The 16,237-nt window shown below is 66.9% G+C and carries 15 protein-coding genes and 1 pseudogene; 9 read left to right on the forward strand and 7 right to left on the reverse strand.

The window, feature by feature from the left end; genetic code table 11:
• Nucleotides 1-116: 116 nt before the first annotated feature.
• The 5 genes from A5782_RS21045 to A5782_RS21065 all read right to left on the reverse strand — a co-directional run bounded on the left by A5782_RS21045 (nt 117) and on the right by A5782_RS21065 (nt 5,342).
• A complete protein-coding gene (locus tag A5782_RS21045; protein ID WP_067104017.1) occupies nt 117-512 on the reverse strand; it encodes a heat shock protein transcriptional repressor HspR in 396 nt (131 codons plus the stop codon).
• Entirely contained in the window at nt 512-1,690 is a 1,179-nt protein-coding gene (dnaJ, locus tag A5782_RS21050) for a molecular chaperone DnaJ (protein ID WP_067104018.1), read from the reverse strand. Before dnaJ ends, A5782_RS21045 begins: the two co-directional genes overlap by 1 nt.
• Nucleotides 1,691-1,750: 60 nt before the next feature.
• The gene (gene grpE, locus A5782_RS21055; protein WP_067104019.1) at nt 1,751-2,401 is read right to left on the reverse strand and encodes a nucleotide exchange factor GrpE; all 651 of its coding nucleotides are present in this window, start codon (nt 2,399-2,401) and stop codon (nt 1,751-1,753) included.
• Nucleotides 2,398-4,269: a molecular chaperone DnaK gene (dnaK, locus tag A5782_RS21060; RefSeq protein ID WP_067104020.1), complete on the reverse strand. Its 1,872-nt coding sequence runs from the start codon at nt 4,267-4,269 to the stop codon at nt 2,398-2,400. Before dnaK ends, grpE begins: the two co-directional genes overlap by 4 nt.
• Before the next feature lie 131 nt (nt 4,270-4,400).
• On the reverse strand, nt 4,401-5,342 hold the full coding sequence (locus A5782_RS21065) for a LysR family transcriptional regulator (protein ID WP_067104021.1): 942 nt from the start codon (nt 5,340-5,342) through the stop codon (nt 4,401-4,403).
• 87 nt (nt 5,343-5,429) lie between these two features.
• Between A5782_RS21065 and A5782_RS21070 the strand changes: the two genes are divergently transcribed.
• From A5782_RS21070 to A5782_RS21080, 3 genes are all read left to right on the forward strand, one after another.
• A complete protein-coding gene (locus tag A5782_RS21070; RefSeq protein ID WP_067104045.1) occupies nt 5,430-6,914 on the forward strand; it encodes an aldehyde dehydrogenase in 1,485 nt (494 codons plus the stop codon).
• 5 nt (nt 6,915-6,919) lie between these two features.
• On the forward strand, nt 6,920-7,870 hold the full coding sequence (locus A5782_RS21075) for an amidohydrolase family protein (RefSeq protein WP_067104022.1): 951 nt from the start codon (nt 6,920-6,922) through the stop codon (nt 7,868-7,870).
• A 150-nt stretch (nt 7,871-8,020) separates the two neighbouring features.
• Nucleotides 8,021-8,602, forward strand: coding sequence for a hypothetical protein (locus tag A5782_RS21080; protein WP_067104023.1), 582 nt, complete (start codon nt 8,021-8,023; stop codon nt 8,600-8,602).
• An 18-nt stretch (nt 8,603-8,620) separates the two neighbouring features.
• Here A5782_RS21080 and A5782_RS21085 read toward each other — a convergent pair whose 3' ends face one another.
• On the reverse strand, nt 8,621-9,142 hold the full coding sequence (locus A5782_RS21085; protein ID WP_067104046.1) for a DUF488 family protein: 522 nt from the start codon (nt 9,140-9,142) through the stop codon (nt 8,621-8,623).
• Between the two features lie 226 nt (nt 9,143-9,368).
• On the opposite strand from A5782_RS21085, the gene A5782_RS21090 reads away from it, so the two are divergent.
• From A5782_RS21090 to A5782_RS21100, 3 genes are read left to right on the forward strand one after another with little or no spacing between them, the layout of a single operon-like run.
• A complete protein-coding gene (locus A5782_RS21090) occupies nt 9,369-10,604 on the forward strand; it encodes a hypothetical protein (RefSeq protein WP_067104024.1) in 1,236 nt (411 codons plus the stop codon).
• A gap of 10 nt (nt 10,605-10,614) precedes the next feature.
• Nucleotides 10,615-11,184, forward strand: a complete 570-nt coding sequence (locus A5782_RS21095) for a hypothetical protein (protein WP_067104025.1) — start codon at nt 10,615-10,617, stop codon at nt 11,182-11,184.
• A complete protein-coding gene (locus A5782_RS21100) occupies nt 11,174-11,914 on the forward strand; it encodes a hypothetical protein (protein ID WP_067104047.1) in 741 nt (246 codons plus the stop codon). The genes A5782_RS21095 and A5782_RS21100 overlap by 11 nt, the downstream gene beginning before the upstream one ends.
• A 9-nt stretch (nt 11,915-11,923) precedes the next feature.
• Here the strand turns inward: A5782_RS21100 and A5782_RS21105 are convergent, their stop codons facing one another.
• Entirely contained in the window at nt 11,924-12,574 is a 651-nt protein-coding gene (locus A5782_RS21105; RefSeq protein WP_067104026.1) for a DUF1345 domain-containing protein, read from the reverse strand.
• An 83-nt stretch (nt 12,575-12,657) separates the two neighbouring features.
• On the opposite strand from A5782_RS21105, the gene A5782_RS21110 reads away from it, so the two are divergent.
• The 3 genes and pseudogenes from A5782_RS21110 to A5782_RS21120 form a co-directional block, all read left to right on the forward strand.
• A complete protein-coding gene (locus tag A5782_RS21110) occupies nt 12,658-13,233 on the forward strand; it encodes a hypothetical protein (RefSeq protein ID WP_197694298.1) in 576 nt (191 codons plus the stop codon).
• A 133-nt stretch (nt 13,234-13,366) separates the two neighbouring features.
• On the forward strand, nt 13,367-15,046 hold the full coding sequence (locus A5782_RS21115; protein ID WP_067104027.1) for an Hsp70 family protein: 1,680 nt from the start codon (nt 13,367-13,369) through the stop codon (nt 15,044-15,046).
• A gap of 251 nt (nt 15,047-15,297) precedes the next feature.
• Nucleotides 15,298-16,237 (forward strand): annotated as a pseudogene (locus A5782_RS21120) (FeS-binding protein); the annotation flags it as partial.

The following is a 16,237-nucleotide window of genomic DNA, read 5'->3' on the forward strand; positions in this document are numbered from 1 at the left end:
GGTGACCGATGAAATCGAAAAGCGCTAGCGGATGCGCTAGCGCTTTTGACGATCAACCATGACTTCCTGGAGCCCGGAGCCCTGAAAAGGGTTGGGCGCGAATCCAACCGGGGGCCCTAACGGCCTCGACGCGGCTGCCACACCACCAGCGCAGTGCTCTTGGGCACCACCGCCACATCACGGCGCTGGCTGGCCCGCGTCTGCGCCAGCTCCTCGGTCAATTCCTTGACCCGAGCCTGCAGCGCTTCGACCTGATTGGTCAGCTCGATGATGCGCTTGATACCGGCAAGGTTAACCCCCTCGTCCTGCGAGAGCCGTTGCACCTCGCGCAGCAAGTCGACGTCGTGCTCCGAATACCGGCGTCCCCCACCGGAAGTCCGGCGCGGGCTGACCAAACCGAGACGGTCATAGGTGCGCAATGTTTGGGCGTGCATGCCCGCCAGTTCGGCGGCCACCGAGATCAAAAAGGTTCGGGCATCGTTATTCCTTGAATTGCTCGAGCCCTTGGCCATCAGCGATTACCTGCCCATCCCGCCCGGGGGTCAAAGCCGCTGGAACGCTCGGCGGCGGCGTACGCTTCCAGCGCCTCCTGAGCGGCGCCCTCCACATTGGGTGGGACGGCGACCTTTACGGTCACCAGCAAGTCCCCGTTGCCGCCGCTGCGTTTGGGCACGCCCCGGCCGCGCACCCGCAGGATGCGGCCGTCCGCGGTGCCCTTGGGCACCCGGACACCGACCTTGCCATCCAGCGTGGGCACCGAAATCGTTGAGCCCAAGGCCAATTCGGTGAAGCTGACCGGAACGGTCACGGTGAGGTCGTCACCGTCGCGCCCGAACACCTTGTCCGGCCGCACGTGCACCGTCACATACAGGTCACCCGACGGCGCACCGCGCAACCCCGCCTCGCCCTGGCCGGGCAGCCGGATACGCTGTCCGTCCTCGACGCCCGGTGGAATCCGCACGTTGATGGTGCGGGTACGGGTGGTGACGCCGGTGCCCTTGCACTCGTCGCAGGGGTGCTCGATGATCGAGCCGCTGCCCCGGCAATCGGTGCAGGGTTCGGAGAAACCGAACGCACCCTGGTTGCGGTTGATCACGCCGGAACCGTTGCAGGTGGGACACACCTTCGGGCTGGTGCCCGGCCGCGCGCCGCTGCCATGGCAGTTGGTGCACGGCGCCGGGCTGGTCAGCCGCAGCGGCATCGCCACGCCCTTGGCGGCCTCGACGAAATCCAGCTGGGTTTCGGTCTCGAGGTCGTTGCCGCGTCGCGGCCGGCTGGGACGCGCAGCCGAACCGCGCCCGAACAAGCCACCGAACAAGTCGCCGATGTTGGTGCCGCCACTTCGGCCGGCGGCATCGAACAGATCGTTGAGATTGAACTCGGCACCGTCACCGCCGACGTTGAAGCCCCCGAACCCGCCGGTGTCGAACCGGCGCCCGCCAAACCCACCGCCGGCGAACAGCCTTCGGGTTTCGTCGTATTCCTTGCGCTTGGCCGGATCCGACAAAACGTTGTGCGCTTCCGAGACCGCCTTGAATCGTTCGCCGGCGGCGGGGTTGTCGGGGTTGGCGTCGGGGTGCAGATCGCGCGCCAACTTGCGATAGGCGCGTTTGATCTCTTCGGGACTGGCGTCAGAGGAGACGCCCAGCTCCTTGTAGAAGTCCTTTTCGACCCATTCACGCTGGGCCATGTCGCGTCACCCCCTCACCACTTTCTTTTGGTCTCTCTTCCAATGTGCTGATTGTGTGGTCTAGTCACCGGATGCGCTGGCGTTATCGTCCGATTCGGCCGGCTCGGTGTCCCCAGTCGCCGCGGTGGACTCGCCGGCAGCGACCGCTGCATCGCCCTCGTCGACGACCGTGTCGACGACGCCAACCAGGGCGTGGCGCAGCACCTGGTCGCCCAACTTGTAGCCCTGCCGCATGACAGTGCCTATCACCGGCCGGGACCCATCGCCTTCGTGCTGGACGGCTTCGTGCAGCACCGGGTCGAAGTCCTCGCCCTCCTCACCGAATGCGGTCAGGCCGAGGCCGGTCAGCGCGCCTTCCAGCTTGTCGGCCACCGACTTCAGCGGTCCGGACTCCAGATCGCCGTGCTTGCGGGCCCGATCGAGATCGTCCAGCACGCCCAGCAATTGGTTGACGACGGCGGCCTTGGCCCGGTCCGCCGCGGCCTGCTGGTCGCGCAGCGCCCGCTTGCGATAGTTGGCGAAGTCGGCCTGCACCCGTTGCAGATCGGCGGTGAGCTCGGCGACTTTGCCCTCGGCCTGGCCCGCCGTCTCGTCGGCCGGCGCCCCTCCCGGCGTGTCGCCGGGAGGGACCTGCCGCACTTCACCGGTCTCAGGATCGATTCGCCGCTTGTCGGTGACTGTCACCTGTTCCTGTGGATTGCTTTCCGTCACTTGGACTCCCGGTCATCGTCGACCACCTCCGCGTCCACGACGTCGTCAGCGGAGCCCGCTGACGCAGACGTGCCGCCGGCCGCGCCGCCACCGGCCTGCTCGCCGGCGGCCTGGGTGGCCTCGTAGATCGCCTGTCCGAGCGCCTGGGACTCCTGGCCCAGCTTCTCCATCGCCGCCTTGATCGCGGCGATGTCGGTGCCGCCCAAGGCCGTCTTGGCCTCGGCGATCGCGGTGTCGACCTTGGACAGCGTGTCCTCGGGAACCTTCGAGCCGCCCTCGGCTTCGCGCTGCTCCTTGACGAACTTCTCCGTCTGGTAGACCAGCGATTCGGCCTGGTTGCGGACGTCGGCCTCTTCACGACGCTGACGGTCCTCCTCGGCGTGCGCCTCGGCGTCCTTGATCATCCGGTCGATCTCCTCCTTGGACAGGCCGGAGCCCTCCTGGATTTTGATCGTGTTCTCCTTGCCGGTGCCCTTGTCCTTGGCCGTGACGTGCACGATGCCGTTGGCGTCGATGTCGAAAGTGACCTCGATCTGCGGGACGCCGCGCGGAGCCGGCGGGATGCCGGTCAGCTCGAAAGAACCGAGCAGCTTGTTGTGCGAAGCGATTTCGCGCTCACCCTGATAGACCTGGATCTGCACCGACGGCTGATTGTCGTCGGCAGTGGTGAAGGTCTCCGACCGCTTGGTGGGGATCGTGGTGTTGCGTTCGATGAGCTTGGTCATCACGCCACCCTTGGTCTCAATGCCCAAGCTCAGCGGCGTAACATCAAGCAGCAGAACATCTTTCACCTCACCCTTGAGGACACCCGCCTGCAGCGCCGCGCCAACGGCCACCACCTCGTCCGGGTTGACGCCCTTGTTGGGCTCCTTGCCACCGGTCATCTCCTTGACCAGTTCCGACACCGCGGGCATCCGGGTGGAACCACCCACCAGGACCACGTGGTCGATCTCGGAGACCGAGATACCGGCGTCCTTGATCACGGACTGGAAGGGCTTGCGGGTGCGGTCCAGCAGATCCTGTGTGATGCGCTGGAATTCGGCGCGGGTCAGCTGCTCGTCGAGGAACAGCGGGTTCTTGTCCGCGTCGACGGTGATGTAAGGCAGGTTGATCGAGGTGCTCTGCGAACTCGAGAGCTCGATCTTGGCCTTCTCCGCGGCCTCACGCAGCCGCTGCATCGCCATCTTGTCCTTGGTCAGGTCGATTCCGCTGGTGCCCTTGAACTTGTCGACCAGCCACTCGACGACGCGGTCATCCCAGTCGTCCCCACCGAGGTGGTTGTCACCACTGGTGGCGCGGACCTCGACCACACCCTCGCCGATCTCGAGCAGCGAGACGTCGAACGTACCGCCACCGAGGTCGAAGACCAGGATGGTCTGTTCCTTCTCGCCCTTGTCCAGGCCGTAGGCCAGCGCTGCCGCGGTCGGCTCGTTGACGATGCGCAGCACGTTCAAGCCGGCGATCTGGCCGGCTTCCTTGGTCGCCTGACGCTGGGCGTCGTTGAAGTACGCCGGCACGGTGACGACCGCGTCGGTGACGTCCTCGCCCAGATACGCCTCGGCGTCGCGCTTCAGTTTCATCAGCACGCGGGCGCTGATCTCCTGAGCGGTGTATTTCTTGTCGTCGATCTCGATGGACCAGTCGGTGCCCATGTGCCGCTTCACCGAACGGATGGTGCGGTCGACGTTGGTGACCGCCTGGTTCTTGGCGGGCTGGCCGACGAGCACCTCTCCGTTGCGCGCGAAGGCGACGATGGACGGCGTGGTCCGCGAGCCCTCGGAGTTGGCGACGACGACTGGGTCACCGCCCTCGAGAACCGCGACGACGGAGTTGGTGGTCCCGAGGTCGATACCGACCGCACGAGCCATAGTGATTCCTCCTGAATATGTAGAGCCTGTTTGGTGCCACTATGCTGAGTGAACCCCGCTCAAGCCTGCCCCTGCGGGCGGTGGGCTGTCAACCCAGTATTGAGTGTGGTTCGCTCAACTTATCGTTCATGTTAACGGCGGTTGGTCCCGCCTTGTTCCCGGGGTGCCGAAATATTCGTGGCGTCGCCGGCGACTTCTTCTATCAGCGCGAGCAGCGCACGGGTGGCCGCGCTGGGCCGCCGCGTCGCCGAGGTCGCGACGTAGAGCCGCCACTGCAGGTCATGCCCGGTGATCGGGACGCTGACCAAGCCCGAGCTGTCGATGCCCTCGAGGATGGACCAGCTCAGAAAACCGATTCCCAGCCCCTTGCGGATACAGATCGCCGCCGTGCCGATGTCGGCGACCTCCACCGCGACCGTGCGCTCGACACCCGCGGCGGCGAACGCGTTGTCAACCACGGCGCGATTGCCGTATCCCGGCGGCCCGTCGACGAAGGACATGCCCGCCAGCTCGCCCAGGGAAACCGCCGTGCGCCGGGCCAATGGGTGATCCGTGGGGACGACCAGCCGCAGGGGAACCGAGGCGACCAGCCGGGCGTGCAGGTCAGCCGGGGGCGGTCCGGTGAAAACCAGGAAGGCGACATCGAGATCCCCGTCGCGCAGTTGGTCGGCCAGACCCGCCGACCCGGCGCTGGCCGCGCGCAGATGCACCACGACTTCTGGATGACGGGCCCGCAGTTCGGCCAGCACTGTCGGTACGTCGATGACGCTGACCGACGTCAACGTCCCCACCGTGACGGTGCCGCGGACGGTGCCCCGGGCGGCGCCCACCGCGTCCTTGGCCGCGCGGACGGCGTCGAGGGTGGTCCGGGCGTGCGGTCGCAGCGCTTCTCCGGCGGGGCTCAGCGCCACGCCGGCCGGGCCTCGGATGAACAACTCGGTGCCCAGTTCGCGCTCGAGCGCCTTGATCGTGGCCGACACCCCGGACTGCACGACGTGCAGTCGCTGGGCCGCCCCGGTGAAGCTGCGACTGTCCGCGACGGCCAGGAAGTACTCGAGATGGCGTAGCTCCATACCAGCGATTATCACTGATAGTGATGGCGATCATCAGAAGATATCGTTGGCGCTGATCACTGCGCCGGGCATACCGTGACCATGCCCATGGATCAGCAAACCCCCACCACCATCAGCACGCCCTGGTCGTCGGCGTCCACCGACGACCGGTTCGTCGTGGAGAACCCCGCCACCGGCCGGATCGTCACCGTCGTTCAGGGGGCCGGGACCGCCGAGGTGGACCAGGCCGTGCGGGCGGCGCACGCCGCGCACCTGAACTGGAAGCGGCGCCCCGCCCGCCAGCGTGGCCGCTACCTGCGGCAGATCGCCGACGTCATCCGGGCGCACGCCGACGAGATCGCCGCCCTCGAGTCGCGCGAGATGGGCAAGCCGATTACCCAGGCGCGCAATTTCGACGTGGAAGCCGCGATCGGGATCTTCGAATACTTCGGCGCCATGGTCGAGGTGCTGCCGAGCCAGGCGCGCGACTACGGCCCGGTTTTCGACGTGACCACGCTGGAGCCGTACGGCGTGATCGCCGGCATCGTGCCCTTCAACTGGCCGCCCATCCACACCGCCGGGAAGATCGCGCCCGCGCTGGCCGTGGGCAACGCCGTCGTCCTCAAACCCCCGGAGCAGACGCCGTCGGTGGTGCTGCGACTGGTCGAACTGATCCAGTCGGTGCTGCCCGACCCGGTGGTGCATGCCGTGGCGGGCGGCGGCGAGGTGGGCGCCGCGCTGGCCGGACATCGCCTGGTGGGCAAGGTCTCCTTCACCGGATCGCCGCGCACCGGGTCGGCCGTGCTGCGGACCGCGGCCGCCAACCTGACGCCGGCGCTGATGGAGTTGGGCGGCAAGAACCCGCTGCTGGTGTTCGACGACGCCAACCTGCACGAGGCGCTGTTGGCCGCCGTCGACGGCGGCTTCTTCAACCAGGGTGAGGCGTGTACCGCGTCGTCGCGAATCCTGGTGCAGGACAGCATCTATACGCAGTTCGAAGAGAAGCTGTGCGCCGCGGTGCGCCGGCTACGGGTGGGCGACGGCGCCGACCCCGCCACCGACGTGGGCCCGCTGGTCACCCGGGCACAGCAGCGGCAGGTTGTGGACTATCTCGACATCGGCGTGGGCGAAGGCGCCCGCATCGCCGCCCAGGCGCCGCTTCCGCAGGATCCCCGGCTCGCGGACGGCTTCTACGTCGCACCGACCGTGCTGAGCGGCGTCACACCGGGCATGCGGGTGGCCCAGGAAGAGATCTTCGGGCCGGTGGTCGTCCTGATCCGGTTCACCGATGAGGCCGAGGCGGTGCGCATCGCCAACGGCACGCAGTACGGACTGGTCGCCGCGGTGTTCACCGCCGACAGCGACCGGGCGCTGCGGGTGAGCCGGCAGATCCGGGCCGGGGCCGTCTTCGTCAACAACTACGCCCGGGTGGCCATCGGCAGTGGATTCGGCGGGGTGGACCACAGCGGATTCGGCCGCGAGCACGCCCAGGAGACGCTGGCCGAATACGGCTACACCAAAACCATCCGCCTGGCCGCCGACCGCGACGAGCTGCCCTACTGGAGCGCGGCCGCCCGAGTCCTCGAAGGATAGCTCAGATGCGTGTCATCGCCCTCGAAGAGCATTACGCCACAACAGGATTCCTGCGTGGCCCGGGCACCTGGCTGGCGTCACGGCCCGGCATCGTGGAACCGGCCGGCGACCTGGGCGACGGCCGCATCGCCGCGATGGACGAGGCCGGGGTGGACCTCGCCGTGCTGTCGCTGGCGGCGCCCGGGGTGGAGCAGCTGGATCCAGACGAGGCGGTTCGGCTGGCCCGTGATTGCAACGACCAGCTGGCGGCGGCGGTGCAGCGATACCCGGACCGCCTGGCGGGCTTTGCCACCGTTCCCATCAGCGCCCCCGACGACGCGGCCGAGGAACTCGAACGGGCCGTGCGCCAGCTCGGGTTTCCCGGCGCGGTGATCAACGGCCACAGCCGCGGCCGCTACCTGGACGACGCGTTCTTCGAGCCCGTCCTGGACCGTGCGGCCGCCCTGCAGGCGCCGATCTACCTGCATCCGACCATCCCGCCGGCGGGCGTCATCGAATCCAGCTACGCCGGCTTCGCCGAGCCCGTCACCTTCGCGCTGGCCACGGTGGGCTGGGGGTGGCACATCAACACCGCCACCCACGTGCTGCGCATGATCCTCGGCGGCGTGTTCGACCGGCACCCCTCGTTGCAGATGATCATCGGGCACATGGGTGAGGCGACGTCGTTCATGCTGCCGCGCTTCGACGCCACGCTGACACCGGAACTGACCGGTCTGCAACGCCCCGTCAGCTCCTACCTTCGGGAGAACTTTCACTACACGTTCGCCAACTTCAACGACCACGCGACGTACGCGAACCTGGTCGCACAGGTAGGCATCGACCGCGTGGCCTTCTCCGCCGACTATCCCTTCGGGTCGATGATCGCCGCCCGCGCCTTCCTCGACAGCTTGCCGCTGAGCGACGACGAGCGGGCCCGCATCAGCCACCGCAACGCCGAAAAGCTGTTGGGGCTGTAGCGGCTCCGAACAGATCGTGCGAGGCGCGTCGGTCACGCGGTGATAAACCCGCGCCATCGGGTCTGCATCGATACCTGCGCCGGGGCAGCGACTTTCGCGTCGCAGTGCGTAACCTGAGTGCCGCTATATGAATCGTCTGGGGAGCGGCGGGTGCAGTTTTCAAAGAATGCGCGGCGAAGCCTGGCCGGTGGTTCGCTGCTGCTCGTAGCCTTGCTGGCCGGGTCGGAGCTGGTGTCCGGCTGCAGCTCCATCATCGGGGGCCGGCCGGTGGCCTCGCCCGGAGCGGGACCCACCGAACCGTCTTTCCCCACGCCCAGGTCCACGCCCCCGTCGGCCACCGCAGCCCCGGGCCCGTCGACCGCCCCGATGACCCCGACCAACCCGGCCGGCGCCATCCCGCTGCCGCCCGACCAGAACGGTTACGTCTTCATCGAGACCAAATCCGGCGTGACGCGCTGCCAGATCAACAAGGACACCGTCGGCTGTGAGGCGCCGTTCACCAACTCCCCGCTGCAGGACGGTGAGCACGCCAACGGCGTCAGCATCAACACCGGCGGCAAGGTGCAATGGGTGCTGGGCAACCTGGGAGCCATCCCGACCGTCAAGATCGACTACCAGACCTACCTCGCCCAGGGCTGGACGATCATCGCCAAAGAGGACGGCACCCGCTTCACCAACGAGGCGACCAAGCACGGCATGTTCGTCAGCGTCGACAAGGTCAACACGTTTTAGTAGGGCCCGAAAGCCGAGTCAGCCGTCCCAGACCAGGTGACCGTCGGGGCGGCGACGAGCACCCTCCGCGGGGCGGTGCGGGCTGACCCGGCCGTCCGGCATGAGGTGCCGCACGGGCACCCCGCGGCCGAGCGCCGCCACGTCGGCGATCAGCCGCCGGTGGCAGCGCCACCAGACGCTCTCGCTGCACATCACCGCCGTGGTGCGCCGGCCCGCATCGGCCAGGACCTCGTCCAGCGCCGCATCGAACTCCGGCGTCCGGGTGTACGCGGCGTACGCACGGAACGCGGCCACCGTCCACCAGCTGTCCGGCTCCGGTTCTCCGGCCGCGATATGCCGCCGCCCGCCGAGGCGCGGCTCCCACCGATAGTCGATGCCCCGTTGCGGCAGCCACCATTCCAGGGCCTCACGCCGCACGTCCGGATTGGTCCGGCTGGCCGGGTATCGCCGCACATCCACCACCAGCGCAACTCCCGCTTCGGCAAGCAGCTCCGATAGCCGCTCCCGGCCGGCCGCCCCGTGCCCCACGGTCAGCAACACCCGCTCCATGAGGACAGCTTGCCCGGGATAGCCGGCGTTGCCGGCCCAGCGCGCGGTGAATTGATTACCAAGCCTGCGTCAGTAATCTTGCCGATGAGCTCGGAAGGGGTGGCGATGCTTGCCGGTGCCGGTTTGCCGCGGTCCTTGGCCGCCAAGGCGTCACCCGCATTGCTAGCCATGCCCAGAACTGGATTTCTCAGCGGTCGGGTGAGCAGCTGACGACGCCATGCAACTGCAATATCTCAGCATCCCGGCGCTGATCGGCGCAGCCGGTGGCGACCCCTGGGCAATCAATGCCAGCCTGCAGGCAGGTAGCCCGATGCTGATTTCCAACCTCGCGGAGTCCTTTCACAAAGCGGGCCGATGCACGAAAGAGGCCAACGATGCGTTTGAGCAAGCCCGCAGCCGCTTCGAAGCTGCCTGGAATCACCCGGATGGCGATCACCCGATCACCGGCTCCGACGAAGTAGAGCGGGTGACGAAAGCCTTAGGGACGCAGTCCTTGCAGCTGCCCAAGATCGGCGCGGACCTGGAGGGCATCGCCGCGTCGTTGGCCGAGGCGCAAAAATCCGGCACCGGACAGATCGCGTCGCTGGAAGCAAGGCTGCAGGAGCTCGATGAGCTGATCGGCGAAGCCGACGAAATGGAGGACGACGACGACCTCAGCGCGGCCGACATCGATGCGCTCGAGGCGTTCATCGCCAAGTGTGAAGACGATGCCATTGGCGCCACCAAATCGGCGCTGGGCCAGCTGCAGGCGACACGCGACGGTTACTCCAAGTCGTTTCAGGACGCATTGGGAACGTTGCACGCAGACGGATATGACACAGTCGGCCCCCAGGCGGGACCCGGCCCGGCGGGCCCGGCACCGGCCGCATCCGGTCCGGCACCCGCCGACCAGTCTGGCGGGGGCCCCGGGTTGACGCCGACGAAGGGGGATGTGCTGATCGGGGCGGCGGGAACGGTGGCCGGTGGTACCGCCGACGGTGTGCGTCAGGCGACGACCAACTTGATCGCCGAGTCTCCCGGGACGGGTCCCGGAAAGGCTGATCCGGGCTTATTGAAGTGGCTGGAGGATCCAAAGATCGGCGGAGTCGAAATCAAGGGATTCTCCCGCGTCGGCGGGGTGGTTGCTGCGGCCGGCGCAATACCGGCCGTCATGTCCGACATTCATGACGGCAACTCGGTGCCAGAGGCCGTCACCCGAGAGGGTGCAGGTGTCGCCGCCGGTCTCGCCGTGGGGGGTTGGGTCGGCGGCGCGGTGGCTGGCTCGGAGTTGGGTGCAGCAATCGGTTCGATCGTTCCTGGGGCGGGGACCGCAGTCGGCCTGGTGGCCGGCGCCGCTATCGGGGGTGTTGCCAGTTACGTGGCCTCGAAGGGAGTCGCAATGGCATGGCAGCCGGTCTCGGATGCAATCGGCAGTGCGGTGCACGGTGTGGAATCGGTCTTCGGATTCGGATAGGGCGACGGCGATGCGATTCGATGAGTTCGTAGACACGCGCAGTGTTGCTGTGTCCCCGGTCGATCGGTTCGCCGGTTTTGTCGTTGAGGTGGGGGTGCCGCCGGGCTGGGAACCATTCGACTCTGCTGTCGGCGCCCGTGTGTGGGCCTGTCGCATCGATCCGTGCATCGACGTGTTCTGCGCGAATGCGGTGTTGACGATGCACCGTGTCGAAGCCCGGTTGGATGCCGGCGAGGTGTTCGCGATGCTGGTCGAACAGCAGTTGCAGTCGGTGCCGGGCTGTAGTGAGCTGCACCGTGAACTGGCCGCAGCCACCGAGGGCCCCGGGGTCGCCGCGTTGCTCGCAATGCAGATCGCACATGAACTCGGCACCGTCGACAGCGCGTCACAATCGAGGATCATCACGGCTGAACAGGAGACGCTAATCGCGCAACTGACAGTAACTGCGCTACACGATTCACCGGTGGACCGCGCAGGTATCTGGTTGACGGCACGACCGGGTCCGACGGCAAATCCAGCGTCCGCCGGTCACACCCGCGCCCCGGTCATCGCAACACGTGACGGTGACCATGACCGGTAGTGGGGTGAAAGGCCGTTGGGGGCGCGTGCTGCGCTACGCCTTCGGTGCGGCCCTGTGCCTGTTGGCGGGCATCAATGTGCTGATCGGATCGGCTTGGTACCTGTCGCTCGGCGTTGCTGCGTGCGGTGTGGGCATCATTTATGGAAGCGGCCGCCGGATTTTTGGCGCTGGGGTCAGTCGGACCGGGGACACGATTGTTTGCCGCTACATTCCTTGGTACGAGGGAAACACGTACATTTTCGGTATTTTTCTTCCGCTGATGGGTGTCGTCGCGTTCGCCGCGGGATCCGCTCCCGGCCATCCACCGGCGTGGCTGCGGTACTGCGGGATCATTCTGTTCGCCATCTTCGCCTTGTTGGTGGTAGTCGCCGTTTGGATTTGGCGGCGATCACTTCTCCGTATCACACCGTCGTCATTGACCGTACGAATAGCAGAGCGCGGCAGTGAGTTGACCGACATCCGGCGTGAGTATGTCCGGTCGATCGAGCCCAAGCTCGTCCCGAACGCGGCGGCTGGTACCGAACGGTTGCAGGTCGAAATCGCCTACCAGCCCGCCGATGTCAGCAGCGAGACGACTGCGACGGTGATGCTCGGGCTGTATCTAAGTGTTCAACCGATCAACTTGGTCAACGCGCTCGTGGCCTGGAAAGACGGCGCGCACGACAATCCGAGCGAGCTTCTTGATCGCATCGAACGGATTCTCCGAGGCCGCTCAACGGCCGGCGTGTGACCGCGTCGGTCAGATCTTGGAGCCAAGCCCCGCGATCAAGTTGATCGTCACCGCCAGGACAACCGCCCCGAGCAGGTAGGACAGCAGCGCATGGCGCAACACCGTCGCCCTGATCGAGGTCAATCCGATCTCGGTGTCTGACACCTGGTAGGTCATGCCGACGGTGAAGGCGAGATAGGCGAAATCCCGAAACCGGGGCGGCTCGGGGTCGTGGAAGTTGATGCCGCCCGGTTCGTCCGAGTAGTAGAGCCGCGCGTAGTGCACGGTGTACAGCGTGTGCACGGCAACCCAGGACGCCGCGACGGTCAAGATGCCGAAGATGGCAGCCGCCAGGGCTTCGTGACCCGCGCGGGAACCTGCGGCCACCACGTAGCCGACACCGCCCAGGCTCGCGACGCTCGCCGACAGGATGACCGCGTCGGCGATCCACCGGGTGGGGTCCTCCCGCGTTGCCCACCTGCAGGTCTGCTCGGCATCCATGCCGAGCAGGATGAGCTGCGTCCACACGACATACATTCCAGCGGTGACAATCCAGCCGGCCAGCGCGAAACGCCAACCGGCCGTGTTGCCCACCACGAGAGCGACGGCGACTCCGACGGCCACGGAAACCAATATCCGCACCGCGCCCGTATCTCGAAACAACTTCACCAGGGAATCCACGACCTCGACCTAACCACCAAGGCGGGTCGTCGGCCCATGTTCTTCACCGCACAGCTGCGGCGCCCCGGACTGGGATCAGCAGAATGGCAGACGCGGTCAGTACCATCGGTGCCGTGGCATCCAATGGCCCACGCGACGACTTCCACAACCAGCCGACGCAGCATGGCGACTTCGGCGTGAGCGAACAGCCGCCGACCGGCGAGATTCCGCCACCCGGTCCGTCGCCGTACCCACCCGAGGGGTTCGAGCATTCCGACGACGTCGACCCGTTTGACCAGGAACCCGAGCCGACTCCCTGGTATCGCAAGCGCGGGATGCTCATCGCCTGGCTGGTCTCCGTCGTCATCCTGATCGCGTTGATCGTCTTCGGCATCATCGAGCTCATCCACGGAGAAACCGTGAACCACGTCCCCAAAACGACGACGAGCACGACGCCCGCCACCACAACGACGACACCAACGACCACCACGACCACCACCACGTCCTCGCCCAGCAGTAGCGCGGAACAGCCGCCGGCACAGCAGCCACCGCAGCAGCAGCAGCCCACCGGAGGACAGACGCAGCAGCCGTCGCATCACCACCATTTGCCGCAGCTGCCGTCGGTGATCACCATCCCGGGGGTGCCGACCGCGGTCACGGTGCCGCCGGGCCTGCGTTAGCGAGTCGGTGGCAACCCGATCACGCTTCCATCGAATCGCGCCGGTGAAGCCCTACACTCGCTGCAATCCACGGCCGCTACGGTGAGGACCACCGGACGACAGCAACGGGACAACTGACACAGGGGTGCGGGACATGAGCGAGGCGCTCGGGCTATCGATCGGAGTGGCCAACCTGGTAGCGGCCCGCGCGGGCAGCGCTCCGATCACCCGCAGCTCTGTGCTGACCCTGTTCGAACAGCGGCCCACCGAAGTCGGCCTGCCGGAAGAAAACCCGAACCTGACCGAACCCGGCCAGGTGCTGCGGGGGTTCGTCGAACGCGTCGGCGACCGGGCACCATTGCTGGCGGCCGACGGCACCAAATACCTCGGTACGGCGCTGACGGTCGAGGCGATCGAAGCCATGGCCCGCGCGGTCGGCTACGGGACACCGATCACCATCGCGGTGCCCGCCTATTGGTCCGACCCCCAGTTCACGGCGCTGCGGGAGGAGTTCTTCGCGCAGTCGGATCTGGCGCGCGGCGGAGTGGCGCCGATGCTGGTTTCCGACGCCACGGCCGCGCTCGCGGCGCTGCGCGGCACGCCGGGATTCGCGGCCGACGGCGTTATTGCGCTGTGCGACTTCGGCGCCGGCGGTACCACCGTGACGTTGATGGACGCCAAGGCCGGCTTCGCGCCCATCGGGCCGGCCGCGCGGTACACCGATTTCGCCGGCGACGCGCTCGATCAACTCATCCTCGATCACCTGCTGGCCTCCGACGTCAGTACCGGGATGCTTGGCGGCACCGCGCGGATCGGGGCGCAGGCCCGCCTGCTCGCCGCGTGCCGACGCGCCAAGGAGCAACTGTCGACGGCCGCGGTGAGCACCATCGCCGGGGCGCCCGGTGAGGGCGCCCAGCTGTCCCGCACCGAATTCGAGCAACTGCTCTCCGCACCGCTGGACCGATTCCTCACATCGGTCGAAGAGTCGTTGCGCCGCAACGGAATTCCGAACAACAGGCTGGGTGCCCTAGCGATTGCCGGCGGTGGCGCGAACATCCCCCTGCTCACAGCCCGCTTGTCGCAGCGTTTCGGGGTGCCGGTGCACAGCACCGCGCAGCCTTCGCTCAGCGCCGCCCTGGGCGCGGCGGTGCTCGGCCCGCACTACGCGTCGGGGGTGGCTCCCACTGCCGCTGCCGCCGCCGTGGAAACACCGACGGAAGTGGTGGGCACCGCCGGGCTCGACATGACCCAGGCCGCATGGGCCGCTCAGGCCACCGATGTGGACGACGCCCTGGCGTGGTCGCAAGACGCCGACAACGACGAGCCGGTGCCCTACACCGGCCGCGACGCGACCGGCGAGTACGCCAATGAGGCAAGGGAATTCGACGATGCGACCGGCAGTCGCTACGCCTCCCAGCCGAAACTGCCGTGGTACAAACGCACGGCGCTGGTGTTGAGCGTGGCCGCAGCGGGCGCAGCCGTGTTGGTGGCCCTGATACTGGCGATCAACCTCTTGCTCAGCAAGTCCACGCCGGTCAGTCCCACGTCGCCACCCAGCCAACCGCCACCATCGCAAACGGTGACCATCACCGGACCGAACGACAGCACCACCGTCACCGTGGTCCCGGCACCGCCGCCACCGTCCACCGAGGCGCCGGCGACCACCACGACACCCGCGCCGGAACCGTCGACGACGACCACGACGGCGCCGCCGAGCACGACGACCACGACCGCGGCGCCCACCACGACATCGCAGGCGACCACCAGCGCGGCGCCGACGACCACGCGCGTGCGGCCCCTGCCGCCCATCTTTCAACCGCCCTTCGGGCGTTGACGAGACGAATTACGCCTGGGGCCCCAAAGGGCTGGGGCAAAAGGTCATTTAGCGAAATTTGGTGGCGCTCATCACTACGTTCAGCGTCACAATCGGTGAGTGGGTATAACCAGCAGGCCAGGGGCACCGGCGAACTCCCGAGTTAGGGCAGCCTTTCTCGCGCTGAAAGCCGCGGAGATGTAACTATGAGCGGGGCTTAAGCAGGCAAATAAGCACAGGCCGAATTTATCTATGCATTGGGGAGACCTTCTGTGACAACGCAGATGCTCATCAGGCTGATCGTGGGCATGGGCATGACGCTGGTCGTGGCCGCACTCGCCGCACGGCGTGTCCTGTGGCTGTTCAAACTGATCACGGCGGGCAGGCCGGCACCCGGCCACACCGACGAGCCGGGCAAACGAGTTTGGGCCGAGGTCTCCGAGGTCTTCGGTCAGCGCAAGTTGTTGAAGTGGTCGATCCCCGGCCTGGCGCACTTCTTCACCATGTGGGGCTTCTTCATCCTGCTGACGGTCTATATCGAGGCCTACGGTCTGCTGTTCCAGGACAACTTCCACATCCCGATCATCGGGCGCTGGGACGCGCTGGGCTTCCTGCAGGACTTCTTCGCGACCGCCGTGTTCCTCGGCATCGTCACCTTCTCCGTCATCCGTTTGATGCGCAGCCCGCGCGAGATCGGCCGCTCGTCACGGTTCTACGGCTCGCACACCGGCGGTGCCTGGCTGGTGCTGTTCATGATCTTCAACGTGGTCTTCACCTACGTGTTCGTGCGCGGAGCCGCCGTCAACAACGGCACGCTGCCCTACGGCAACGGCGCCTTCCTGTCGCAACTGTTCGGCGCCATCCTGCGACCGCTGGGCGAGCCCGCCAACGAGATCATCGAAACGACTGCACTGCTGCTGCACATCTTGGTCATGCTGGCGTTCCTCATCATCGTGCTGCACTCCAAGCACCTGCACATCTTCACGGCACCCATCAACGTCATCTTCAAACGGCTGCCCGACGGCCTGGGCCCGCTGCTGCCGCTGGAGTACGACGGCAAGCCGATCGACTTCGAAAACCCGCCCGACGATGCCGAATTCGGCCGCGGCAAGATCGAGGACTTCAGCTGGAAGGGCATGCTGGACTTCGCCACCTGTACCGAGTGCGGGCGCTGCCAGTCGCAGTGCCCGGCGTGGAACACCGGCAAGCCGC

It is taken from the genome of Mycobacterium sp. 852002-40037_SCH5390672, from assembly GCF_001665875.1.
Taxonomy (GTDB): domain Bacteria; phylum Actinomycetota; class Actinomycetes; order Mycobacteriales; family Mycobacteriaceae; genus Mycobacterium.